The organism is Pseudomonas sp. Z3-6, from assembly GCF_051131985.1.
Taxonomy (GTDB): Bacteria; Pseudomonadota; Gammaproteobacteria; order Pseudomonadales; family Pseudomonadaceae; genus Aquipseudomonas; species Aquipseudomonas zanjanensis.
Genome location: NZ_CP071644.1, coordinates 3,742,084 through 3,767,223, shown reverse-complemented (window position 1 = coordinate 3,767,223; position 25,140 = coordinate 3,742,084). Strand labels below are relative to the sequence as shown.

The following is a 25,140-nucleotide window of genomic DNA, read 5'->3' as shown; positions in this document are numbered from 1 at the left end:
TCCGGAATTAGCCAATGAACACTCCCTTTGTCGTACCGGTTAATCCAGATTCTGCCTGCCAGCCACCGTCCGCGAAGGACTTCCTGGTGGATCGCACCTTTCGTGCGATTGCTCGCATAGGGGTGGTCCTGGTTCTGGCGCTGGTGTTTGCCCTCGTGTTCGAGGTCGGACGCAAGGCGCTTCCCGGCATGGAAAAGCACGGGTTTGATGTGCTGCTCGGCACTGTCTGGGACGTTAACCAGGGTAAATACGGCATCCTGCCGGCTATCTGGGGCACGCTCTACAGCGCCTTTATCGCGTTGCTGATCGCCGGGTTCTTCGGCGTCAGCATGGCGATTTTCCTGACCCAGGATTTCCTCCCCCCCAAGCTCGCCGCCATTTTTCGCACCATCGTCGAATTGCTCGCGGCCATCCCCAGCGTCGTCTACGGCCTGTGGGGGATCTACGTGGTGATCCCGGCGATTCGGCCGCTGACCACCTGGTTGAACAGTGAGTTGGGCTGGATACCGTTCTTCGGCACGTCCTTGAGCGGGCCGGGGCTGCTTCCCGCGGCGTTGGTGCTTGCCATCATGATCCTGCCGACCATTGCCGCTGTTTCGCAGGATGCGCTCACGGCCGTACCGATGAAAACCAAGCAGGCTGCCTACGGCATGGGCACCACCCATTGGGAAGCGATTCTCAAGGTCATGGTGCCGTCCGCCGCCACCGGCATCTTCGGCTCCCTGGTGCTGGGCCTGGGGCGTGCGCTGGGTGAAACCATGGCACTGGCCATGCTGGTCGGCAACGCGAACAACATTTCCCTTTCGCTGTTCGCCCCGGCCAACACCTTGGCGGCCTTGCTGGCGTTGAACTTCCCCGAGGCCGGACCGAACGAGATTGAAGTCCTGATGTATGCCGCGCTGGTGCTGATGTTCATCACGTTGATCGTGAACGTCTTCGGCTCCTTGATCATGATGTATGCCCAACGGGGTAATAAGTGATGACCGATCTCACTGCTGCAACAGACTTGACGGCTCCAGCAGGCGCGATGCCCAGCCTGCAGCGCAAGTTCGAGGGCCGTGCCCTGCGCAGCCTGATCTTGACCACACTGGTCTGGAGCGGGGCGCTGCTGGCCAGCGTGCCGTTGATTTCCGTGCTCTACATGCTGATCACCCGCGGCGGCGCGCGCCTGAACCTGGAAGTCTTTACCGAACTGCCGCCGACCGGTTTCGAGATGGGCGGGGGCTTCGGCAACGCGCTGGCCGGTACGTTCGTGATGGTGGGCATCGCGGCGGCAATCGCGGTGCCGGTCGGCATCATGGCGGCGATTTTCCTGGCTGAACTGGGGCCGGACAGCAAGCTGGCGAATGCCGCGCGCTTTGCGGCCAAGATGCTCACGGGGCTGCCGTCGATCCTGGCCGGGGTGTTTGCCTACGCCTTGGTGGTGATGACCACCGGTACTTATTCGGCACCGGCGGGCGGCGTCGCGCTGGCGGTACTGATGCTGCCTATCGTCGTGCTGACGGCGGAAGAGTCGATGCGGATGGTGCCCAAGATCATGAAGGATGCCGCCTATGGCATGGGCTGCACCCGCTCGCAGGTCATCTGGAAAATCATCTTGCCCACCGGCATGCCAGCGATCCTGACCGGCGTCATGCTGGCCGTGGCCCGTGCCGCGGGCGAGACAGCGCCGTTGTTGTTTACCGCGCTGTTCAGCAACTACTGGATCTACCACCAGGGCAGCCTCGAGGTCATGAACCCGACGGCATCGCTGGCAGTACTGATCTACAACTTCTCCGGCATGCCGTTTGACAACCAGCTTGAGCTCGCATGGGCGGCCTCCCTGGTGCTGGTGATGATCGTGTTGGTCGTGAACATCATCAGCCGTATTTTCGGCAAGCCCAAGTATTAAGAACGGGAGCATCTGATCGTGAACGTATCCACTGCGCAAATAGCCGCTCCGTTTGTCACCCAGGCCCCTGTCGTCATGGACTGCAAACTGGACAAGATTTTCTACGGTAACTTCATGGCGGTACGTGACAGCCATGTGCCGATCGAAAAAAACAAGATCACCGGCTTCATTGGGCCTTCCGGCTGTGGCAAGAGCACCGTGCTGCGCAGCCTCAACCGAATGAACGATCTGGTGAAAGGTTTCCGTTTCGAGGGCCACGTGCACTTCCTTGGCCAGGACGTCTATGGCAAGGGCGTCGATCCGGTGGTCGTGCGCCGCTACATCGGCATGGTGTTTCAACAGCCCAACCCATTTTCGATGAGCATCTTCGACAACGTCGCGTTTGGCCTGCGCCTCAATCGCTACAAGGGCGATATCGGCGATCGGGTCAAACATGCCCTGCAAGGCGCCGCGCTGTGGGATGAGGTCAAGGACAAGCTCAAGGTCAGCGGCCTGTCGCTGTCCGGCGGCCAGCAACAACGACTGTGCATTGCCCGCGCCATCGCCACCGAGCCGGAAGTCCTGCTGCTGGATGAGCCGTGTTCGGCGCTCGACCCGATCGCTACCCGGCGGGTCGAAGAGTTGATGGTCGAGTTGAAGAAGGACTACACCATCGCGCTGGTCACCCACAACATGCAGCAAGCCATCCGCGTCGCTGATACCACGGCGTTCTTCTCGGTGGATATTTCCCAGGGCACGCGCACCGGCTACCTGGTCGAAATGGGCCCGACGACGCAGATTTTCGACAACCCTCGTGAACAGATGACCGGCGACTACATCAGCGGCAAGTTCAGCTGAGTCCACTTCCGGTCAAGGCCGTATACCTGCAGAAGCCAAATGGATTTGGCGGGCATCCGGTAGACATTTACCAAGCGTTTCCAAGGAGCACCAATGCCTGCTACGCACCGCCTTGATTTGCCTGCGATTGAACGTGCACTGCGGGAAGTGCAAGAGCGCTTCGCCGCGCTGAGCCAGCACTTCACGGAGCCGCGCGATCCCTTGACCGACGAGGTGCTGCACAATGTGCTTGAAGGTTATGCGCTGGTTGACGACTATGTTGCCCGCGGCGTTGATCTGTTCGACCTCCAGCAACTGAACCTGATGCTCGAGATCAACGCCACGGTGCTCTGTGGCCGAGACCCGGCGCGCCGCTTGGAGTACGCCCAGCACCTGGCCGCGACCGAGGCGCATTTCTTCAACAACGTTGAGGGAGGCATCAAGGACTTGTACAACTGGTATTGTGCGTACCGCAGCGAATCCGTCTGGAAGCGTGCGGCTGGCGTCTATGTGCGCATTCTCAGCAAGCCGCAGTTGTTCATTGAAGGCAACAACCGCAGCGGGTCGCTCATCGTCAGCTACCTGCTCATGCGCGCGGGGTTGCCGCCTTTCGTGTTGACGCTGGAAAACGCCGAGGGCTACTTCAACCCCTCATCAGTCATACGCAACTCTGCCAAACATGGAGTCAAGGCGTTGTACGAATTGCCCAAGATCAAGAAAAAATACGCAGCTTTCCTGGAAGAGCAGGCGCCTGACCCGATGAAGTTCTTTCTCAAGGGCAAGCCGTCGTCCTTCTCTCTAGGTGGCCATTGATGGGCAGGTATATGGCGCTCGCCAAATGCAAAACCGTCGGTAGCCGGGTAGGGCAGGCCATCCGCAGTGCTGTCCCGCTGCAAATGTCCAGGCGCCAACGCATCCGCATTTCGTTTGATATCGATGACACGCTCGCCTGCCAACTCCACCACTGCGAAGTTGAACACAGCAGGCTGCCGGCCAGTGTCCATCGTTGGTTGGGTGAACCGTTGCGCAGGGGCACACGTTCCTTGATCCGAGAGCTGCGCCGCCAGGATTGCAGCATCTGGGTCTATACGTCGTCCGGTCGCACGCCGTCCTACATCCGGCGTTGGTTGTTGCTGTACGGCATCCGCGTCGACGGCGTGGTCAACAGCGTGCTGCACAACCGCGCGCTGGCGGTCCATGGGCTGTCGAATACGCCCTCGAAATATCCGCCAGCGTTCGATATCGACTTGCACGTCGATGATTCCGAAGGGGTGCAGATTGAAGGTGATGACCATGGCTTTCGGGTAGTCGTGGTGCATCCGGAGGATGAGGGTTGGACGCATAAAGTGCTGGATGCGGTCGCCGTTGTCCAAGCGCAGCTGGCTTGGCAGCAGAGGCCTGTGCAGCGAGCTTCGTTGCGCCGGGTGCCGACTATTTAGCCAGTGAGTGATTCCGTACCGCGTGCCGTCTATACAAGCTTGCTGACTTGGCTCCATGGGATGTTGAATCGACCCAGAAACTTACGGATACGATCGGAATCATTAGGCGATGCCTTGGCTGATCGGCTCTGTGAAAAGAGCTTGCGACCGGCGTCCGCCTGACTTGTCGCTGTGCTGCACACCTTCAAGACCGACTCCAGTTGAAGGCGATCGAACAGATCGATCTCAAGACCTGCTCTCCGTGATCCCGGGCATAGCGCTGCAGTTCAAAATCGATGTTCGGCTCCCAACGCGACCTGGTCGAAGTGGTTCATACCTTGCGCCAAGTCGTATGCATGAAGAGGTGACGTGATGGACCAGGACCTGATTCTGATCGACGGCACCCAGGGAGGAGGGCAGGTGCTTCGTACGGCCCGTTCCTCGATGTCGAGGTGCGCCTTGCTCAATCTTGTGATCAAGGGAGCGTGATTTTACTGCGAAGCAAACAAACGTCACTCTCCATCTCCCAGCGCAACGTTTAAACTCAACCGCTCCGAACCCTCGAAGGACCGCCTCCTGTGAACGTCAACGACGCCAGTTTCGAAGAGTTGCTCAACGCGTTGCATGACGGCGTCTACATTACCGATGGCGACGGCAGGACGCTGAAAGTCAATCAAGCCTATGAACGTCTGACTGGACTCAGTGGTGCCGATCTCATAGGCCGTTCCATGCAGGAACTGGTGAAGGAGGGTGTCATCTCACAGTCGGCCACGCTGCGGGTGTTGCGTGAAGGTCGGCCGGTGTCGGTGATGCAAAGCCTGAGTCAGGGCAAGAAGCTGCTGGTCAGCGCCACGGCGATTCTCGACGCTGAAAACCGGGTTTCATATGTTGTCAGTACCGTGCGTGACATGACTGAACTGCTGCGCATGAAACACGAGCGCGATGAGTTGCAACAGCTCAAGCAACTGCGCAACAGCACCGCCAAACTTCATGCTGGCCGACGAGACAATCTCCTGAATTCTCCGCTTATGGCTGATCAGGAGGTTTCCGGACGCATCTTCTCGCTGGCCCGGCAGGTAGCCAACAGTTCGGTAAAGGTTTTGCTTCAGGGCGAAACCGGCGTCGGAAAAACCCTCGTAGCGCAGTTCATCCACAACGCCAGTCCGCGCGCCAGTGAGCCATTTCTCGCACTCAACTGCGGTGCGCTGCCTGAGAATCTGATCGAAGCCGAGCTGTTTGGCTATGCGCCTGGAGCGTTCACGGGTGCGGGTCCTAAAGGCAAGCGAGGCCTGCTGGAGCTGGCGCACCACGGAACATTGTTTCTCGATGAAATTGGTGATTTGCCACTGCCGGTGCAGGTCAAGTTACTCAAGGTTATCGAAGAGAACCGCTTCATTCCCGTCGGTGGCCTGGAGCTGAAGGAGGTCGATGTACGCATCATTAGCGCCAGCCACCATCACCTCAAGCAGCGGGTGGCAGAAGGTCGTTTTCGGGCCGACTTGTATTACCGGCTCAATGTGGTGCCGATCCACATTCCGGCATTGCGCGAGCGGAGAGAGGAAATCCCGCCGCTCTTGCATTACTACCTTGATAGCTTCAATGTCCGCTACGAACGTCAGGTTCAATGGAGTCTCGAAGCCCTCGATCTGATGTGCGAGTACGCTTGGCCCGGCAATATCCGCGAGTTGATCAACATCGTCGAACGGCTGGTGGTGACCAATCAGACCGGGACTATCGAGGCGCTCGACATGCCCGAGGAGATCCTCGACCTCAATCCGTGCAATAGCAATGACACCGGCTTGCCCCTGCGCAAGGTATTGGAAAATGCCGAGCGCAATGCGATTCGTGCGGCGCTGCGCACGCACAAGACCACGCGCCTTGCAGCCAAGGCATTAGGCGTGAGTCAGGCAACCGTGGTGCAGAAAATGAAGCGCTGGGAACATTCTGATTAGGATTCTGATCAGCCTCGATTGAATCGATCAGAAAACTAATCAGGACTGACCGCTAAATCCTCTCCTATTACCCTGAGAATTGCGCGAAGGCCCACGCCACGGGCCTTTGCGGGCATTGGCACGTCTTTCGCTAACTCGTATGGCACGTCTTCCAATAAAACAACATCAACTGGACGAGCCTGATGAACATCTCTGCTTTTAAAATCGCGAACAAATTGATCACTGGACAAGGTGCTATCGAGCAGCTGTCGGCTGAACTGACTCGCCTCGATGTCCAGAACCCGCTGATTGTCACCGACGCCATTCTGCTGAAGTCCGGCACCGTTGATTTGGCGCTGGCGCAACTGGGCGGCCGCCACTTCGGCATTTTCGATGAGGTCAAACCAGAGCCGGAGATCGCCATCGTAGAGGACTGCACCCGCGCCTATCGCAAGGGCAACCATGACGGCTTGATTGCCGTGGGTGGCGGCAGTGCCATCGATATCGCCAAGGGTGTCGCGGCGTATGCCGAGCATGACGGTCCGCTGAGTGAACTGTTCGGTGTTGATCTGGTTAAGCGTAGAGGCCCTGCGTTGATTGCGATTCCTACCACCGCTGGCACGGGTTCGGAGGTTACCAACGTAGCGATTTTTTCTGACAAGCAAGCGCAGTTGAAGAAAGGCATTGTCAGCGACTACCTACTACCTGATCTGGCGTTGGTTTGTCCGACCATGACATTGACCTGCCCACGCAGTGTGACGGCGGCCAGTGGTGTCGATGCGCTGGTGCATGCGGTCGAGTCTTATATTTCGGTAAACGCTTCGCCGATCACCGATGCCATCGCGCTGGGCGCTATCAAGCTGATCGCCAAGGCGCTGCCGAAGGCCTACGCCAACCCATCCAACCTGCAAGCGCGGGAGGACATGGCCACCGGCAGCTTGATGGCCGGCATGGCATTTGGTAACGCCGGAGTAGGGGCGGTGCACGCGTTGGCATACCCATTGGGCGGGCGTTTCAACATCGCCCACGGCGTCAGCAACGCCTTGCTGCTGCCGTACGTGATGGCGTGGAACAAGACGGCCTGCGTCGAACGCTTTCGTGATATTGCCGAAGCCATGGGCCTGCGCGTTGCAAACCTGAGCGACAAGGATGCCGCGGACCATGCTGTCAGCGCCATTGTCGATCTATGCGCCGCCGTGGATATCCCATCCGGGCTGCGCAGTTTCAACGTGCCGGAGGATGCCATCCCCGCAATGGCCGAGGAAGCCAGCAAGATCGACCGGCTGATGCGCAACAACCCGCGCAAGCTGACTGCCGCCGATATCGAGAAGATCTATCGCGCTGCCTATTGATCTGCGTCACTCACGACTCCGGTAGTACCGGAGCGTGCGCCCGTACAAAACCAATAAAACAGGTGAACTCAATGTCTGACACTCCTGCGCAGCGGAGCGAAAGCCCGTACATCCCGCTGGGTCCTTTCAAGGTCCGGTTGCCGTTTATTCACTACAAGATCGAGCTCCCGGATTACCTCCAGGGCTTGCTGATGTGCGCCGTGGATCTGGCCGCAATTCCTCTGATGACCGAACTGCTCGGCATGCCATTCGAGGTCGCACTTGCCGTCGTGATGCTCAATGGCTTGCTGTACCTGGCGCACCATTTACTCGGTGACCCTACCGTACCTGGCTGGATTACCCCGGCGGTGCCTCTGTTGATGGCTTACTGCGCTCAATTCCCAATGGGCCCGGAGCGTGTCCACGCCTTGATTGCCTTCCAGTTGATGCTAGGGTTTTTTTCAATTGCCCTGGGGGCGACCGGAATGGCGAAGAAGGTGGTGGAGTATGTGCCCTCGGCGATCAAGTCCGGGATTATCGTCGGTGCCGGCTTGAGTGCGGTGATCGCGGTGTTCCAGGTGGGCGGTAAATTCAATGTGCTGCCCTGGACCATTTCCATTGCAGTCGGCATTGCCTTCTATTTGATCTTTTCCCAGCATTTCAACGAGCTCAAGCAGCGCAACCGTTTCTGGTGGAACTTCGCCAAGCTCGGCATCTTGCCGATCGTTCTGCTGGCCGTGGTGATTGCACCCTTGTTTGGTGAGGCGTCTTGGCCAACGATTCAGTGGGGGATCAGCAAGCCGGATTTTGCCGGCCTTTGGAACGACTACACCGTTTTCGGCCTGGGCATGCCGCCACTGTCCATGTTCATCTCCGCGCTGCCCACAATGCTAGCGGCGTACATCATCGTCTTCGGCGACGTGCTCAGTGCGAAATCGCTCCTCGATGAGGCAGGAACCGTCCGCACGGATGAAGTCGTCGATTACAACGCCGACCGTGCTCACCTGATTTTCGGCGCGCGTAATGCGTTCATGAGCATCTTTGGCCCAGATGTCGCCATGTGCGGCCCGAAATGGGCGGCGATGCTGGTGGTGGTGATCGAACGTTTCAAAGGTGGGCCGAAGGCGATGAAATCGATCATCGGCGGTGTCGGGTCGTTCCGTTGGGGGACCAACAGCGGTCTGCTGTTGTTGCCGGTCGTGACCCTGGTGCAGCCGATTCTCGGTGTTGCGCTGTCGTTGACCTTGCTGATCCAGGGTTATGTCAGTGTGCGTTTGGGCATCCTTGAGGCGCGTAGCCAGCGCGACTTGGGTATCGCGGGGGTGATTGGCGCGGTACTGGCCATCAAAGGCGCGAGCTGGGCCTTCGGGATTGGCGTTGTGTTGTGCTTGCTGATCTACGGTAAGAATTTCTTCAAGGGCGAGGTGGATGGGACGTTTGCCAAGGATTTGAAGGTTGCGCCTGCCAAGCCTGCTAAAGGTGGTGAGTCGACCACGGCCCTAAAGCGGGGAGTAGAAGGCGCTATGGCTGAGTGATAGGCAGGCCTAGTCGCTCAGTCGCATGAATATCCGCTCAAGACACTTTGCGATTAAGCGAGCACTTTATTCGATATTTCATATGCCCTGACGGGTATGGACAAAAGGCGCTTTATTGTGCGTTTTTTATCACCACTGCAACTAAAAGGACAAAAGATGACGACTCCAATTCCTACAATGGAAGACTTATTGAAGGACGCTCCTTCTAATTGGGGCAGATGGGGAGCGGAGGACGAAGTGGGCGCTCTGAATTACCTGACGGCGCAAGAAGTCATGCGCGGGGTTGCCCACATTAAGACCGGAAGCATATTTACTTTACAACGTATGATTGGCAATCCTGCTGGCGATCCAGTTTGGCCAGGCCGTACTCCAGCAGAACGCACCATGGTGCTCGATGAGTCAAGTTGGGACACTGATCATGGCCCTTGTTATCCGGGCGGCTTGCACTACGCCGATGACAAGATCGACGCGTTCCTGCAAGGATCCACGCAATATGATGCGCTTGGCCACCTCTGGTACGGTGGAAAAATATGGAACGGGTACGACGCGCGAACAACTGTGGGCGGCCTCGACAAGGCCAGTGTTGCACCGATCGGCGAAAAAGGAGTAGTAGGGCGCGGAGTGTTACTGGATATGGCTCGGCATCGCGGCAAGCGCATGCTGGATAAAGGCGAGACATTCACTCATATAGAGCTTGAGGCGTGCGCAGAGGCTCAGGGCCATACGATCGAGCCTCACGATATCCTGATTATCAGGACTAACTTTCTTCAAGCGTTCTATGAACAGGGCGAGGGGTTTTATGACGGTTTCTGCGAGCCAGGCCTTACGTATTCGCAGGAACTTGTTCAATGGTTCCATGATAAGGAAATTCCAAATCTTGTCACTGACACCATCGCCAATGAAGTAACGATAGACCCAGTAGTACTCGGAAGAAATCATATGTATGTCGCGGCAATCATAAAAGCTTCGTCAGATCAGATAGGTAAGTCGAAAACGTGTCTTAGAGTATTAGCATTCAACTAAGATTTTCTGACATGCTTTTGGAAGCAATTATCAAATGGCAAGTTCGGTGGAAGAAATTATCTGAAGTGGTCTTATTTAGCCTGTTTTTTTGGGGTTGCCTTGATATGAAGGCATTTGGGATGACTGTAAAATGTTGAATTCATGTGTAGGGAAGGAGAGAGTTTGGCAGTACGAGGCGGATTGGTAGCATAGACGGTCAACCGGGCGAGCTTCAGGTCAATAGAGAATTATTGGCCACTCAATCGGCAGCAAGCCAGTACTCAATTTGCTGGCGCTTACCGCAGCAGATGCTCGCTTGCACTGATTCATATCGAGGTCCAACATAGAGTTATCCCGGCCCGCAGGGTGCCCTTAAATGGCACAACGAATCATCGACGGTATTCAGGTTGCTGGGATTCTGGACGACCCACTGGTGAGATAGCCAACCAATGATGGGTCCATAAACTTAGTTAGGGCTTTATGCCTAATTTTGTTGTGAGTATTGTAGTCATAAGTGCTACCGTTTTCCTCGATAATACCGATCCGCGCGAAACGAGCAGAAAGAGCAAAAAATAGATTAAAATCTTTTTTCAGATCCTGCGCCAAAAATATTTCTTTAAAAACTTTTACCTTCGACGGCACTATATCCCTGGAGTGAATTTCTGCTTTTATAAAAGCTGTGGTAAAGAGTGATATCAGTATGTAGTCTGAGGGTGCAAAGTCAACCATAAGACCCTTCGGCAGGGCCAAGGGTAGGATCCACTTTATATAATGATCTAGCAGCGGTGACGCGATTCCTAGCTCGTACAGTTCTGCCGAGAGTGTCATCAAGATATCATGGGCGGCATAGAACGTCTGAGAAGGCTCCGTAGTTGTCAGTCCTAGGGACGATCTGATGATCCAAGTAACTGCCGCCAGAGAGTCCAAACTTGGGGTTTTGCAAAGAGCTCGCCGGTGTTTACGGGATAGGTCCAGGTTAGATCGAAAATACTGACTGGGCGCCTCATTAGGGCAGATTATTTGCTGAATCTTTGGGTTCAACTGCCTGATGAATTCGGGGTCTTCGGCCGCAGTTTTATTATTGGGGTCACAAATTCTCCATAGGGGATGTTCCAATATACGCGCGGACCCTTGCGCTCGGCTATCAACATCACGCACCAACTTTGTCTGGGGTTTATGAAGTCCATCGCGATAATGACGCCATTTATTTTTTTTATGCTCAGTGCATCCATCGGGTCCGATGGATATCGCACTAGGTTCAAAATGCCGTTCAAGGCTTCCTGCCTTGGTGGTGCCGATTTGACGTGCTAGAAATCCGTACCAACAGAGAATGCTGAGTTTCCGCATCGGGGTTAATGTTGAGCAACTAGGAGTGTGCAAAAGATTTCGCATCGTTGCTGGAAAATCGACTCCCGCAGGGAAAATACAAGTTTTATCAATGAGTTGACTTTCAATCATGGAGTAAATATCCGTGTTTTTTTCCACTTTGACACATCCGTTCGGCTATGGTGTTCTTGCGTAACACCCCAGGGCGAAGCGTAACATGACGACACTTAATGAAACTGAGGCGCCGGCGAAAATTATTGAATATCAATTATCCGGAAAATAGGCACCAAGATAGAAAGCAAGGATCTGTCGCTAAATTCCGGCTATCCCACCTCCAGAGCACTTAGGCAGGCAGCTAATACAAATATATATTTGAGGTCCCGTTATCCGTCCTACCAAAACGATGAGGTAGATTTTAATCTTTTTGGGGCGTAGCGCTTCGGATCGCGAAACAGCGGCTTAGCTAATGCAAGAATTCTATAAAGTAGACGCCACGATAAATGCAACATAGCCGACCAAGCCAGGTGGAGAAGGGGCTACAATGCCTAAGTTCGCATTCTTAAGCATTGTCAATGCTGTTATTAATAGGAGTTTTTACTGTGGTGAATTTGTTTCCAGTCGAGCCTTATGACAAGCCAATCGCGCATTACCCCCCTTAACCCTGGCCCTTGCTTGCATTTAGAATGGCTTCGGTGGCCTTCGTGAGTTCTGAGCGGCCCATGACCCGATTCATTTCCTTTGTAAATCATAGGGCGCTTAAAAACGCTCGGATAAATTATGTGTGTTCCACTGAAGCTACGGTAGGGCTCCATCATGTCTTCCCTCAAGTCTAAGCTTCGCGGTAACCTGTTAAAGTCCCATGGTGAACGAAAGAATTCGAGAAACCACATCTGGCTTTCTTACAGCTTCAAAAAGGGCGGAGATATCACGCTCGCGAGTAATAACGAATGCATATATTGGGCCTCGGAGCTGGAGTCGAATCCAGATATTAAGGACTTCCTCTTTGGGGTAGAGGTCGTAATTCAATATCCTTGGGAAGAGACTGCACGCAAACGAGAGGTCATCCTTACCGAAACCCGCACCGGTGCTACTGAGTTTCATCAACTTGTTTCAGGGATGAAGGGCGAACGGAGAGAGATGGTCGCTGTTTTTGAGAACGGTAGCAATACCAGTGAAGTCGCTACTAATTTCTTTGACACAAAAAACTTAGCCAGTGCAGCAACGCGCTCGGTTCATTGGCTTAAAATTTTATCCTTCGCGGCCCAGATTCGCGATGAATTATGTTTGGCCGAAACAAACTGGGTTAATTTATTCTTACGAACCAATAGAACTGGCGACGTACGGCAATTACTCATTAGCTCAACCGTTTACGACCCGATGATAATTCTCGGCGTCTTCGCGCGGGTGGCTCTTCAGGGTGACATTGGACTGGAGTTTGTGTCGAATGTCTTCGGTAGAAATACTAGGTGGACATTGAGAGGTGACTGATCCGTGCGTAACAGGCGAGAAATACAAATTTCGATCCTTGAAACTCGGCCGTGGGCACCGGTTCACACCAGTAACATGAGTTCTGAAAAGCGCGATTTGTTCGATCGTCGCATGGCGGCGATTGACTTGTATTTGGACGGGGACCCGGTTGAGCATATCGCCGATCTCACCGGAATCAGGCCTTCTGAACTTACCCGGCTCATAGCCAGATGCGTAAGTACTGCGTCAGATGGTACTGTCTGGGGTTTCAGGGCGCTCATTCCAAGTTTCCGGATAAAGGCTTATGAGCGAACGTCGGCGCTCGAAAAAAAAGTCCCCGGCACTCGGTCTGGGTATGCTGGAGTTTTGACTCAGACGCTTTCAAAGTATCCAGATCTTTACGATAAACTCGTCAATAAGATACTTAAAAGAAGAGCTAAAGATCAGCCTTCCGGAACTGCATTTGAGTTTAAGATTACTCCGAAGAAGCTTGGCAAAATATTTAGGGAGAGTCTGAGGGAGCTTGGAGTAAGCGACACCGAGTGGCCATTCAATACGAGGAACCAAGGACAACGCAGTATATCAGCATACATGAAGAAAATAATAAACCTGCATGCAGACCAGCAGGTGAGGCTATATGGCGACAGTGCTGCGCGTGCGCATTTGTCAGTTGGCACGGGCAGAGAGGCGGCTCTAAGATTTGATGAAGTATACGACGTTTGGGAAATTGACAGCCATAAGATCGACGCACAGTTTGTGGTCGGAGTTCGCAATGCAGACGGTTTGCTATCCTATTTGTCAATAAAAAGAATAAACCTGCTCGCGCTGATCGATAGGGGCTCAAAAGCTATCGTATGGTTTTTGATTGTATATGCCCCGGAGGTGAGTGCGAGTGATGTTGTGAGGCTGATTACGCAAAGCCTAGGCGCTAAGCTTCCAGCGCCGACAACCAATCATTTGAAAATGTTCATCCAAGGTGAAGCTGGTTACCCAAGCGAGCGGTTCCCTGAATTGACACATGCTCTTCCTGCAGTGCTGATGGCAGACAATGCATTGTGTAACTTATCAGCAAAAGTATCTACGGTACTACGGCGAGAATCGGGCTTCGCCCTGAACTACGGCCCCCCGGGTCACTTTGAGAGTAGACCAAATATAGAGCGAACATTTGAAGGAATTGCGCAGGCAATCTTTCAACGGTTCCCGAGCACTACTGGTTCTAGTCCAACCAACGGACGTGCGCAGGATTCAGAAAAAATCGCAAAAACATATAAAGTCGAGTCCGCAATCGTGGAGGAACTGGCTTACCATCACTTCGCGCAATACAACGCCACGCCTAATGAGGGTCTTGGCTTTCTGACGCCATTAGAATTTATCCAGCAAAAGCTTACAATGAATAACTGTAACTTCATGGTCCGCCGGCTGCTGGCTGATAAGATGGAGGATAAAATGACTTACAAGGTAAAAATAGCCTGCAAAGTTACGTATTATCCAAAAAAAGGCATGAGGCCATACATCACCATTGACCGAGTGCGGTATTCAAATGCGGTTTTGAGAGAGTCCAGTTGGCTCGCAAAAGAGACCTTGACCGTCCTCCTTGATGAAGAGGATATGCGAGTCGTAGAGGCATATTTGCCAAATGGTGAGTCGCTAGGGCATCTCATGGCGGCTGGGAAGTGGGCCAGGACAAAGCACAGTCGAAAGACCCGGCAACAGATCAATTCGCTACTGGCTGATAAAATCGCGACCATCCAGGAAATGCAAGATCCGGTTGAGTATTATTTAAATTACCTTAATGAACAGTTGTTAGTCCCGAAGGCTAATGCAGACAAACGTGATAGCAAGAAAACTAGTAGCGAATACAATCGGTTGAGGCAGGAGATTGACGATGAATTGCCTCTTAGCCCTACCGTGGGAGCGGGGGCATTAGATGACGAAACGGTTGCGACAGTAGATTTCCCAGAGCCCCGCACCGTTGTTTCGTCAACCAGCGATCCAATCAAGTCTCTGATGAGAACGGAAATGCCTGATTTCAGAAAGCTTCTGAGCAAGGGGTAGTCCAATGATGATCTTTTTTGATCCCGCGAACGTCGATCAGCGTAATTCCATGACTGACGGGCATCCGGTTGTTGAGGCTAAGGTTAAGGCGATTACAAGCACGATACAGGGTGTTTACGCAAGGGTGCGTGAAAGTGTTTGGTTGGGGCATCCAAGTATCTGTTTCGACGGACCACCTCGCATGGGAAAGACGGCATCTGCAGCCATGGTAAAATTTTTACTTGAGCAGGAGTTTCCTAAAAAGTATGCGATCCATATTTCGTGCGATATGAGCGAAGACGACACAATTGTCAATACATTAGTTAATGCAACTGGACTGCTCCCAAAGTATAGGGAGAGCCAATCCAAGCTCCGGAATAGGCTCATAAAACACTTGGAGTGTGAAGTTTTGGCCCGCGGAGGGGCGCATTTCGTACTGATTTTAGATGAATTGCAAAGCCTTACGCTTGCGCAGTTCAAGGTGCTCCAGATGATGCAGAACCATTTTAAACTATCGGAGATAACGCTCACCTCGGTCGGATTTGCACAACCTGATATTGCCAACCGGATAAGCGCATTTCGGCTCGCAGGCGAAGATGCCATCGTTGCGAGATTTCTTAGTCAACGGGTCAGGTTTCAGGGTTGCGACAGCGCTACCTGGCTAAACGAACTTCTTCAGGATTATGATACGACCTTGATCTATCCGCCGGAGTCGGGATGCTCTTATACTAATTTTTTCGTGCCCTTGGCATTTTCTAGTGGTTTTCGACTAAGCAACTACGCTAGCTCCATTTATGCGGCTGTTCGGCAAGCGGTGACTGATGCCGCCGCCGCGCGAGTACCTATTCCAACTGAACATCTCTTTCGCGCCCTTCAAAACCTTCTGATCAGAGCTTCGGCCAATGACAGTGCTAATCTAGAAATTCGGATTGAGGATATCAAAGAAGCCATCGAGCGCTCAATGATGGCAGAGTTTGTGCAGTCATCCTCAAGGCCAGGGACTAGCAAATGAAATATGTCCTGACTTTTCCACGTCACCTGCATCTCTACGAATCAGCATGGGGGATACACGTCCGTATTCTGCTTGTAAATGATATTAATCTTGTGCAGTATTACCGACTGGTCGGGTCAAGTGCTGCTGGCAAATCCTTGCGTCGAGTAAATTGGTTCTCCAGCAAGGAGTTTAACCTAGATTTATTTAGTTATGCTCTAGGCATTTCCGAAAAGGAGGCCAGGACGGCATTCGTCGATCTTGCATTTGGTTCACCAATGCATCATGCGGTAAATCAAGTTCGACATTGCTCTGTGTGCAGTGAGCAGTTATTTCATTCAACTTGGTTTCTCTTTCCATGGATTGAAAAATGTCCAATTCACAGCCTGACGCTGCAACCCTGCAAGACATGCAGTACTGCGTTAACACCAACAGGTGTCATTAGACTTCAATCGAAAGAATATTTTTGCATGCATTTGAACCTGTATAGAGGCGAGAAATTCCCACAACCCAAACTGGATGAGGTGTCAGCGCGCCTCTGGGATCAATGGAATCAGCAAATCACATCTTGGATCGATAAGGTCACGCAAGTTTCTCGACTGCATTTGCTGGAGGTTGCGCGTACCTCGACTGCTCATTGGTCGTCCAGGCCGCTATTTATTTATTGGAGATACCTTGAGACCCTGGTAGGTGAATCGCCGATTGATATAAACTTTCCTAAAGTGGTGGTTGCAAGGATTCGCCTGTTTAAGATGCTGGATAAGGCTGATAGCTCAGGCAATTTAGTCGCTTGTGCTAAGGCGCTTAGACGTCACATCTTTAGTCGTTACGTCAAAAAGCACAAGCGATGTCACAACCAGATAAAGCGATTCGGTGTCAGTAGTTGCTCGTCAATTCTTGGCGAGCGGCGCTGTAGTTGCGTCCTCGGTTATTACACTTGGCTGGTAACATTTTTAAATGTATACACGATGGCTGACTTAAATAGCGCTAAATTCAACCCATATGCGCCGGATTCCCAGTTTTACCGGAATGTCGTGGGGCTGGACCTGCGTACCTTTTTATTACGCGGATGGATGTCGTTTCATGCAGCATGGTCGACCGTCGAATTTTGTACCGACAACTTCTCGGGAGCTAACATTATTCTGATACATATCCGCATTGAACGGGGGGCGGATTTTTTTAGACCTCCCTATACTTTTTTTCTGCGGGCGCCTGGTTCTGATGTTGAAGACGGTTATTACATATCAAGCGCGTCGTTGGCGGTGCGAAGTAAGAAACGGTGCTGTTTGCGGGGTGCTAAAGGGATGATCCATAGTGGCGCGCCAAACGATGTCGGCTACGCGAATCTTAGGAGGGAAGAGTTTTTAGTTCTTTTTTTTCCTAACGCGGCGGCCCGGTCAAGCTCGGAAACGTTTTATATCTAACAAACTTTGCTTATTCTAGTATGAACGCTACCCGGTAACACAGGTAGGCTCGCTGGCCTATAAGCCATGGCAGAGGCCCCTGAAGCTCTCTTAAAGTCATCTGAGGTTGAAGAAGGTGATTCTAGATAACCCTCGCGTGTACGACTCAGGCACTCGGTCCCCTCCGTCGTTCACCGCTGCGCGTGTTGCAGACTAGTGGGACGCTTTGCTGCATCACATGTTCCTGCCGCTGAGCAGGCGGGCTTGGGGGGTACACGGACGGGCCTCCCCCAAGCGTGCGATTAAAGCCGAGGGTCGGCCGCGCTCAGAGATAGCCAATGCACTCCGGCTACGCTACGGCTAACCGACTATTGTGTTCGGCGCTAGATGCGATGCTAGCAGGGCGTCTATAGCGCCGATCGGTTGCGTGGTTTCCGTCTGGATTAATGCCGCCATGGCAAACGAAGTCCGAGGCATGAATGAGTTTTCCAGCATGACTAGTGGAGGGCCCTCCAGTGATATATATCGGGCATGACTCACTTTATCGGTATCGGTGTCGGCAGGCTCATTACGAATCGCACATGCGGTAGCTAGGCTGGGTCAGCATGGCATAGGCCGCCATGCCAAGCGTCTATGCATCAATGGCGTGAATGGCGTAGACCATCCGCTGAAGCCCTGACCAGGTTGGCAGTATTTTCTTCAATCGGCGATCGTGACATTCTTCATTCAGCACAAGCAGGCCGGGGCTGGCGCCGTGATCCGGTATTACTTTAGGCAGGTATTCCTGGACACGCGTCATCTATTCAACGGGGGCCGCCGGGGCCATCGAAAGATCTCTCGGGCCGCGTCCGGGGTCCAAAAGCTTGGACGCGCGGCTGTCAAGCAGCGAGCCAGCCTGAAAGTAGCCCATCACCGTAGTCACACTGCGGTGTTCGGTCATTGCCATCACTTCACCCAACGGAACACCCTGACGACCAGCCTCGGTCACGAATCCCGAGCGCAGACTGTGCGCCGCCCAATCGCCCTCCAGGCCCGCCAGTTTTGCGCGACGCTGGACGATGCGCGCGACCTGGTCGGCCGACAATCCCGTGCGACTCACTGTGTTGCCCCTATATAACCGGCGGAAAAGCGGCCCACTGTCAGCAGGTGCCGCGGCCAGCCAAGCGGCCAGCGCTTCGGCGGCGGGCCCGCGCAGCGGTTTGTCGCGACGCAAACCGCCAGTGTCGGTCTTGGTCGCGCCTAGCGCATACAGCCAGGTATCTGCATCCAGCTGGCGTACATCGCTGACTTGCAGTCCCACCACCTCTGAGCGGCGCCGGCCGCCCCCGCTCCAGGCCAGCAGGAGCAGGGCGCGGTCGCGAATCCCGCGCATACCGTCATCGCAGGTGGCGAGCAGCGCCTGCAAGGGCTCGAGGACGATCGCGGTTTTCTTGCGCACGCTGACGCCCTGGCGCGACTGCGCCTTACGCGCCTCGCGCAGCAGAGTCTTCAGCGCCGGCGCTTCGGTCGGGCTGTCCCACTCATTGATCCGATGCCATTTGCCCAAGACGGCTAGGCGATGGCTAACCGTATTGAACGCCAGCGGTCCCGGCTTGCTCTTGACCCGGGCGGCGACCAGCGCGGCGTCGATCGCCGGCGGCAGCAGATGCGCCCAGGTACCGTCGGCTAACGGCCGGGCCAGGTGATCCAGGACGAACTGCACGGCTACGGCTGGGGTAAGTGGTGCATCGCCCAGCGCCTGGCCAAACCGCAACTGCAGCCAGGCCGACCAATAGGCGAGGGCGCTGCGATAACTGCGCACGGTGTTGGCCGCGGTGCCGGCGGCGATAAACGCTGCAGCGGCCTCCTGAGCGTTGAGCGCCAGAGCCTGCGAGTTCAGTGGACTTTCGTCGACCAAGGGTAACTGGTCTGTAATATTCAATACGTTCAACGTATAATAATTCCAATATTCATTCAATAACGTCGGATAACATTCTATTATCAGACCTAATATAGCGGAGGGTAGGTCATGGCGGTAGGAGTGCCGGAAAACGATGTGTTTGCCGCAGCGGACGCCGTCTTGGCCCGTGGTGAGCGGCCGACGGTGGAACGGGTGCGCCTGGAACTGGGTCGCGGCAGTCCGGCACGCGTCGGAGCCTTGCTGGATCAGTGGTGGGAACAGCTGGCCGGGCGCCTACGCGGTGAAACCCGTCTGCCCGGGTTGCCGGCGGAAGTGGCGCAAGCTTTTACCGCCATCTGGCAACAGGCGACCACACTGGCCCATGGCGTGATTGAGCAATCACTGACCGGTCAGCGCCAGGTGTTGACAGAAGAACGCGAGCAGCTCGCCGTGCTGGAAGCGCAGGCGCGCCTGGAAGTCGTGCAGGCGCGCGGACAAACAGCCGAAGCCGTGGCCGCGCGCCAGGTCGCCGAAACCCGGTTGGCTGATTTGGAACAATTGCTCGCCCAGCGTCAGGCGCAAATTGATGATTTGCAGCAGCAGCGCCACGGCCTGCAGCAGTCCCTCAGTGAATTGCAGGCGCAGGTACAGATCGCGCAGCAGAGCTTGCAAGCGCTTCAACAGCAGTCCGAACAGGAGCGGGCAGCACAAGAGCTGTATGTGCGCGGCATCGAGGAACGAGCTTATCGAGAAGTGGACAGAGCGCGGGAAGAGGGCAAGTCCCGTCAAGCTGAGCTGCGTGAACTGAAGCGCCAACTGACTGAAACCCGCCAAATGCTGGAAGGCAGCCGCACGGCACTGGCCGAATGTCAACGTGAAGCCGCTGCCCAGCAGGCACGTGCCGAACTCGCGACGGAACAGATCGTTCGAGAGCAGGAGGCCTTGCAAATACGCGCCGAGACAGCGCAGCAGCTACTGGCTGAGGCTCAGCGCAGCGCCGTCGCGCAGCAGGCGCGCGCGGACACCCTCGAAGCCCAGTTGGACCAATTGCGCGATACGTTGCAGAGCAAGCGCCCGCGCAAGCGCACGTGATTTCAGTGCCGACCAGGTGTCGGCGCACAGTGCATGGGACCGATCAATAGCAACCAAAGTCTGCCAGGAGCAGCCAATGACCAACGACGACCTGCAGTTCGCCCATGACCGGCCGATCAGGATGCAACAGCACGACTTGCTTGACCGTGCGGGTTTCGCCCAGCGCCTGGCTCTGGCAATTAGCTCCTGGAAAAACCAGGAGAGCCTCGTCATCAGTCTGACTGGCGGCTGGGGAAGTGGCAAAAGCTCAATCAAGAATATGGCTCTGGAATACCTGTCGGTCCTTAAGGGTTGCCAGGTGATCGAGTTCAATCCCTGGCAGTGGGCGGGGCAAGATAAATTAAGCAGCGCCTTTTTCGAGGAAGTCTCGCGTGTCGTTCAGCGCAAGGACTCTACCGAGGCCGACAAACAGCTGGCCAAGGCGCTGCGTCGTTATGAGCGTCGCCTGAATGCCGGCGCTGGTGTGCTGAGCAATACTGCCAAATGGGCGCCTATATTGCTCGGGTCTGCCCTGGTGACAACCGCGTTGGGCAGCGTGGCCGAGGGGGATGCCGCGCAGGTGACCATCTGGGCGGTCAGTGCCGTCAGTTGGCTCGGTAGCCTTGCCCCCTGGCTGAAACAGGGCGCGGAATGGTGCTTGGGGCGGTCGAAAATCATCGATCAGAAGGTCAAGGACGGCGAGCTGACACTCGGCCAGATTCGCACGCAATTGCAAAATTTGCTCAGCGCACGCGATAAGCCTCTGTTGATTGTGCTCGATGACCTGGATCGGTTGTCGGCCGAGCAGTTGAAAGCCATGTTCCAGTTGGTCAAGGCCCATATGGATTTTGCCAATATTGTGTTTCTGCTGTTGTTTCAGCGCGATACCGTCGAGCAAGGGCTGCAGCGAGCCGGCTTTGACGGCGCTGATTACTTGGAGAAGATCATCCAGGTTCCGTTCAGCGTGCCGGCCATCTCTGCTAAGCAGTTGGACGCGGTGCTTTTCGAAAGGCTGGATGCGATTTTGCGCGCTGAGCAGCAGTTGCAGCAACGCTTTGATAAAGGATATTGGGACCAGATGTTCCAGCGCGGGATGCGGCCATTTTTCGGCAACTTGCGCCACGTCTACCGTTACGCATCAACTTTGGCGTTTCACTGCCGGCTGCTGCGCGGGACTGAGGTGGCAGAGGTCAATGCGGTCGACCTGTTTGCACTGGAATGTCTGCGCGTATTTGCTCCAGAGACCTACGCGGAGATGCCGCGGCACAAAGGGCTGCTGACCAGCAGCGAGCCGTTCGCGCGAAAGGATGATCCGCAGCGGACCCGCGTCAATCAGGTGATCGACCAGATGGTCAATTTAGCTCCGCTCCTTCACCGGCCAGCCACCCGGAAGTTGCTGCAGGAGATGTTTCCAAATTTGGACTGGGTGTTCAAAAACACCCATTACGACCAAACAATCCAGCTTCGCTGGCTGGTCCACTCGCGTGTGTGCTGCGATGAAGTGTTTGATCGCTATTTCGAGCTGTCAGTGCCTGAGCAGGATCTGCCGAATTCGTTGTTGCACGAACTGGCCCGGCATATCACCGACCCCGAAGCGTTCACCACGCTGCTGACCTCCCACGAGGAAGATCGGCAAGCCGAGATTCTGCAGCGCTTGCTCGGCTTGGTGGGGGAGTTTCCCATGGAACAGTCACTGGCGGTGGTGCAGACTTTGCTGCAAGTAGGCGAAGGGGTCGGCCGCCGCATGTCCTTTACCAACTGGTCGCCGCGGCTGCAGGTCGCTCGACTGCTGCGCTTGTTCCTGGAGCGTCATGAGAAGGCTAATCGTAGCCATTTGGTCATCGAAGCCTTTTCCGAGACCCCAGGCTTGGTCGTCATGGATCAGTTGCTCGCTGCAGACTATGCGCAGCGCCGCAAGGGGGATACTGGCTGCTTCGATGATGATGGGCTGGAGAAACTAAAAAATCTCTATCTACAAAGCCTGCGTCAGGTAGCGAATCGTGATCCGGATGCTTTTCTTGCGGATGAGGATCACGCCTCCTACCTCTATGATCTGAATCGCTACGGAGAGGGAGGGGAGGAGGGGCGCCGCTGGGTTGAGACCAATGTCACCTCATCGACCCGCTTTCTCTGCTTCGCGCAAGGACAAATAAACAGCCGCACTTCGCGCACTGGCGACAGTATGACTCGTACCGACTATATCTCACCGAGCGCGCTGGAGCAGATGCTGGGACTGGAGCACTGCGCGGAATGGGTGGCACGACTCGACTTAATAGAACTGAACGAAGAGCAGGCTGAAACGCTGGCATTGGTCAAGGATGCCCTGGCTCGACATGCGCGAGGTGAAGCTTCTGACAAATGGAGTGAATAGCTGATCCGGATAGTGGGGCTGAATTCTTTGGCTGATCCGATTAAAAAACCTTAATCAATTGCTTTCCTCTCATGACATGCAGCACCGGGATCATGAATATACAACCCGCCCTAGATACTAACCTGCCCGCGGCTGTGTCTGCTGGGGCAGGCGCCTGAGCGGGCCGAACTCAACCTTCCATATTCTAAATCACTAGCCGCGACGGTTAGCGATGGCTGGTCAATCAGCAGGCCGGAGTGCGGGTGCACCTCCTGTTTTATCGGTCGCGCTATGACCTGCCTGTAGATCTAGGCGCGCCACTCAGCATCGCGCCACCAAGACCGAATTAGCCATCTCGCCGCAAGCCATCACTTTAAGTGACAGAGAAATGACATGTTTGAAATCTCATGTGTTGACCTGTCAAAAAAATGTGGAGTATTCTGTATCTAGTGTTTTTTGCCTAGCAAAAACCCTATATATAGTGATGGCCTCTAGTTTTGGCATTGCTATGCCACCAATGGCCGGGAGGTTTGATTTGATATCAGATGAATTCGGACAACGTACTTACCACGTATTGGCACTGTCGGGAGGTGGATACCGCGGTCTTTACACGGCTACGATCCTGGCTGAGATCGAGCAGGCTCTTGGCCGACCGATAGCATCGCATTTCGATTTGATCTGTGGCACTTCGGCGGGAGGCTTACTCGCGTTGGGTCTGGCTAGCGAGATTCCCGCCCCGGAACTGAAGTCGTTGTTTGAAGACCAAGGTAAGCAAATATTCGGCGTTCGCAGTTGGTGGCGTCGTCGCATAGGAATGTACTTCAAGGCCAAGCACTCCAATGACGGCCTCAAGGCTGTGCTGGAGCAGCGATTTGGCGCGGCTACCATCGGCGATTTGAAGCATCGCGTACTGATCCCTGCCGTTAACTTCACTACCGGTCGGGGCCAGTTCTTCAAGACTCCCCATCATCAAACCTTTGAGCTTGATCACCGCCTGAGTATCGTCGACGTCGCCTTGGCCACTTCGGCGGCGCCAGTCTATTTCCCATCCGTACGCAACCCCCGAGGCGTCTTTGTAGACGGTGGTCTGGTCGGCAACGCACCCGGCTTATTTGGGCTCCATGAGATCCGCACGTTCCTGGACAAAGATCCGCAGGCCATTGTGCGGGTTCTAGCAATCGGCACTATGACGATCGGCGCTACGATCAGCGGCAAAACCAGTTTGGATCGAGGCATTTTGGGGTGGGGTAGCAGCCTTTTCGACCTGGTTATCTCCGCGCAGGAGTCATCTGTCGACTACATGCTCGCGCAATCAATAGGCGATAGATATTTCAAGATTGATGATCAGGTGACGCCTCAGCAAAGCAGTGATGTGAAATCACTTGATGAGGTAAGCACTGCCTCTACCAATACGCTTCGCGACCGCGGAGCGAATGCCGCACAGCGTGCCCTTGGGGACCCTCGTTTCGCCCCTTTTCGTGCTCACGTTCCAGCGCGTCCCATTTTTTTCCATGGCCCCAACAAAAACTCGGAGGGGGTGTAAATGCTCGACCTTTCTAAGCTGTTCTACACCGAAACGACAGATGCTTGTCTGTTGAATGCGCTTGAGCTTACTGAGGTCGAGCGGGGTTACATCGCCGCAGCCAAGGAAGACGTCCGCGATTACCTGCGCTCGGGTATTCCCCGAGTCCTCAGGTCAATGGGGTATGAGGGGGAGGTGCCAACGCCACGGTTCTTCACGCAAGGCTCGTGGGCGTACAAGACGCTTAATGCACCGGCACACGTCCCGCCGCAGCAGAGCGATTGCGATGATGGCGCTTACCTGCCGATCAGTTTTTTGAAAGGGACGAGAAAGCCTGGCGTTGCGAGCGCTATCTTTTTTACGGCTGCGGAAACCGTCCTTGAGGAGCTGGTAAGGGAAAACCAGGCGTTAGGTTGGAGGCTTATTAAGGATAAAGACACCTGTATCCGAATTCAGATTTCAGCAATGGCACACATTGATATACCCCTTTACTCGATCCCCGACGAAGAATTCGTAACCCTTACCAAGGCCGCGATTCGCAGTGGATATCTGAGCTTCGATGAAGCATTCAACGCTCGGGGGGGCGAGTCGTGGGCGGACCTTCCCACCGACCAGGTAATGCTTGCACACAGGAAAGATGACTGGGTCAGCTCGGACCCGCGGCCGGTGAAAAACTGGTTTGTTGATCAGGTGAAGGACAGGGGCGAGCAGCTTCGTCGCGTTGTGCGGTACCTCAAAGCCTACCGTGATTGGCAATGGAAGACCGGCGGACCTTCCTCCATCTTGCTGATGGCAGCTGCTACACCGCTTTTTACCAAAGTGAAAGGTAGGGACGATTTGGCACTGCTGGAGATACTCAGAGGTATTCCAGATGCGCTGCGAAAGGGCGTGAATAATCCGGTTGACCAGACTGAGAGCCTCACCGCGCGATTCAGCGACGATGAGCTTGAAGATGCAGTAGAAAAATTTGAGGAGCTTGAGTCGAATCTCAACGGTTCACTTAATGCATCGGACCCAGCCTCGGCGTGTATTTGGCTTCGTAAGATGTTTGGTCCCCGCTTCCCAGAGCGCACTGACCTTGTGAGAGTAGTAACGGTGGCATCAACCATCGCTGCGATACCGGCCGAATCAGCCGCCAGCGAGTTCGTCGGTACTTCCAAGGCAGGGTAGGTT

Annotated in this window: 19 protein-coding genes; 17 read left to right on the top strand and 2 right to left on the bottom strand. The window is 54.7% G+C overall.

Annotated features, from left to right (window positions below; all coding sequences use genetic code 11):
- The first annotated feature begins 14 nt into the window (after positions 1 to 14).
- The 9 genes from pstC (at position 15) to J3P88_RS16755 (ending at position 9,945) form a co-directional block, all read left to right on the top strand.
- Positions 15 to 980 (top strand): phosphate ABC transporter permease subunit PstC, encoded by a 966-nt coding sequence (gene pstC, locus J3P88_RS16795; protein WP_186705614.1) that lies wholly within the window; start codon positions 15 to 17, stop codon positions 978 to 980.
- On the top strand, positions 980 to 1,891 hold the full coding sequence (gene pstA / locus J3P88_RS16790; protein WP_186705613.1) for a phosphate ABC transporter permease PstA: 912 nt from the start codon (positions 980 to 982) through the stop codon (positions 1,889 to 1,891). Before pstC ends, pstA begins: the two co-directional genes overlap by 1 nt.
- Positions 1,892 to 1,966: 75 nt before the next feature.
- Positions 1,967 to 2,728 carry a phosphate ABC transporter ATP-binding protein PstB gene (gene pstB, locus J3P88_RS16785; RefSeq protein ID WP_025214260.1) on the top strand — a complete coding sequence of 254 codons (762 nt, stop codon included), beginning with the start codon at positions 1,967 to 1,969 and terminating at the stop codon, positions 2,726 to 2,728.
- Between the two features lie 93 nt (positions 2,729 to 2,821).
- Complete coding sequence (locus tag J3P88_RS16780) at positions 2,822 to 3,520, top strand: hypothetical protein (RefSeq protein ID WP_434570380.1); 699 nt, start codon at positions 2,822 to 2,824, stop codon at positions 3,518 to 3,520.
- A complete protein-coding gene (locus J3P88_RS16775) occupies positions 3,520 to 4,146 on the top strand; it encodes a hypothetical protein (protein WP_434570378.1) in 627 nt (208 codons plus the stop codon). Before J3P88_RS16780 ends, J3P88_RS16775 begins: the two co-directional genes overlap by 1 nt.
- Before the next feature lie 557 nt (positions 4,147 to 4,703).
- Positions 4,704 to 6,077, top strand: coding sequence for a sigma-54 interaction domain-containing protein (locus J3P88_RS16770; RefSeq protein ID WP_434570376.1), 1,374 nt, complete (start codon positions 4,704 to 4,706; stop codon positions 6,075 to 6,077).
- Between the two features lie 182 nt (positions 6,078 to 6,259).
- Positions 6,260 to 7,408, top strand: coding sequence for an iron-containing alcohol dehydrogenase (locus tag J3P88_RS16765; RefSeq protein ID WP_434570374.1), 1,149 nt, complete (start codon positions 6,260 to 6,262; stop codon positions 7,406 to 7,408).
- 71 nt (positions 7,409 to 7,479) lie between these two features.
- The gene (locus tag J3P88_RS16760; protein WP_434570372.1) at positions 7,480 to 8,922 is read left to right on the top strand and encodes a hypothetical protein; all 1,443 of its coding nucleotides are present in this window, start codon (positions 7,480 to 7,482) and stop codon (positions 8,920 to 8,922) included.
- A gap of 156 nt (positions 8,923 to 9,078) precedes the next feature.
- Entirely contained in the window at positions 9,079 to 9,945 is an 867-nt protein-coding gene (locus J3P88_RS16755) for a cyclase family protein (RefSeq protein ID WP_434576513.1), read from the top strand.
- A gap of 381 nt (positions 9,946 to 10,326) precedes the next feature.
- On the opposite strand, the gene J3P88_RS16750 is transcribed toward J3P88_RS16755, so the two are convergent.
- Positions 10,327 to 11,382 carry a hypothetical protein gene (locus J3P88_RS16750; protein ID WP_434570370.1) on the bottom strand — a complete coding sequence of 352 codons (1,056 nt, stop codon included), beginning with the start codon at positions 11,380 to 11,382 and terminating at the stop codon, positions 10,327 to 10,329.
- Between the two features lie 681 nt (positions 11,383 to 12,063).
- Here J3P88_RS16750 and J3P88_RS16745 point away from each other — a divergent pair.
- The 4 genes from J3P88_RS16745 to J3P88_RS16730 all read left to right on the top strand — a co-directional run bounded on the left by J3P88_RS16745 (position 12,064) and on the right by J3P88_RS16730 (position 17,166).
- Positions 12,064 to 12,738: a hypothetical protein gene (locus tag J3P88_RS16745; protein ID WP_434570368.1), complete on the top strand. Its 675-nt coding sequence runs from the start codon at positions 12,064 to 12,066 to the stop codon at positions 12,736 to 12,738.
- Positions 12,739 to 12,849: 111 nt separating this feature from the next.
- On the top strand, positions 12,850 to 14,772 hold the full coding sequence (locus J3P88_RS16740) for a hypothetical protein (protein WP_434570366.1): 1,923 nt from the start codon (positions 12,850 to 12,852) through the stop codon (positions 14,770 to 14,772).
- Positions 14,773 to 14,776: 4 nt separating this feature from the next.
- Positions 14,777 to 15,763, top strand: a complete 987-nt coding sequence (locus tag J3P88_RS16735) for an ATP-binding protein (RefSeq protein WP_434570365.1) — start codon at positions 14,777 to 14,779, stop codon at positions 15,761 to 15,763.
- Positions 15,760 to 17,166, top strand: coding sequence for a hypothetical protein (locus J3P88_RS16730; protein WP_434570363.1), 1,407 nt, complete (start codon positions 15,760 to 15,762; stop codon positions 17,164 to 17,166). Before J3P88_RS16735 ends, J3P88_RS16730 begins: the two co-directional genes overlap by 4 nt.
- Before the next feature lie 778 nt (positions 17,167 to 17,944).
- On the opposite strand, the gene J3P88_RS16725 is transcribed toward J3P88_RS16730, so the two are convergent.
- A complete protein-coding gene (locus J3P88_RS16725; RefSeq protein WP_434570361.1) occupies positions 17,945 to 19,075 on the bottom strand; it encodes a site-specific integrase in 1,131 nt (376 codons plus the stop codon).
- A 78-nt stretch (positions 19,076 to 19,153) separates the two neighbouring features.
- On the opposite strand from J3P88_RS16725, the gene J3P88_RS16720 reads away from it, so the two are divergent.
- From J3P88_RS16720 to J3P88_RS16705, 4 genes are all read left to right on the top strand, one after another.
- A complete protein-coding gene (locus J3P88_RS16720) occupies positions 19,154 to 20,116 on the top strand; it encodes a DNA-binding protein (RefSeq protein ID WP_434570359.1) in 963 nt (320 codons plus the stop codon).
- A 76-nt stretch (positions 20,117 to 20,192) separates the two neighbouring features.
- A complete protein-coding gene (locus J3P88_RS16715) occupies positions 20,193 to 22,466 on the top strand; it encodes a KAP family P-loop NTPase fold protein (RefSeq protein ID WP_434570357.1) in 2,274 nt (757 codons plus the stop codon).
- Positions 22,467 to 22,833: 367 nt separating this feature from the next.
- Positions 22,834 to 23,988, top strand: coding sequence for a CBASS cGAMP-activated phospholipase (locus J3P88_RS16710; RefSeq protein WP_434570355.1), 1,155 nt, complete (start codon positions 22,834 to 22,836; stop codon positions 23,986 to 23,988).
- The gene (locus tag J3P88_RS16705; RefSeq protein WP_434570353.1) at positions 23,989 to 25,137 is read left to right on the top strand and encodes a CBASS cGAMP synthase; all 1,149 of its coding nucleotides are present in this window, start codon (positions 23,989 to 23,991) and stop codon (positions 25,135 to 25,137) included.
- Positions 25,138 to 25,140: the final 3 nt, after the last annotated feature.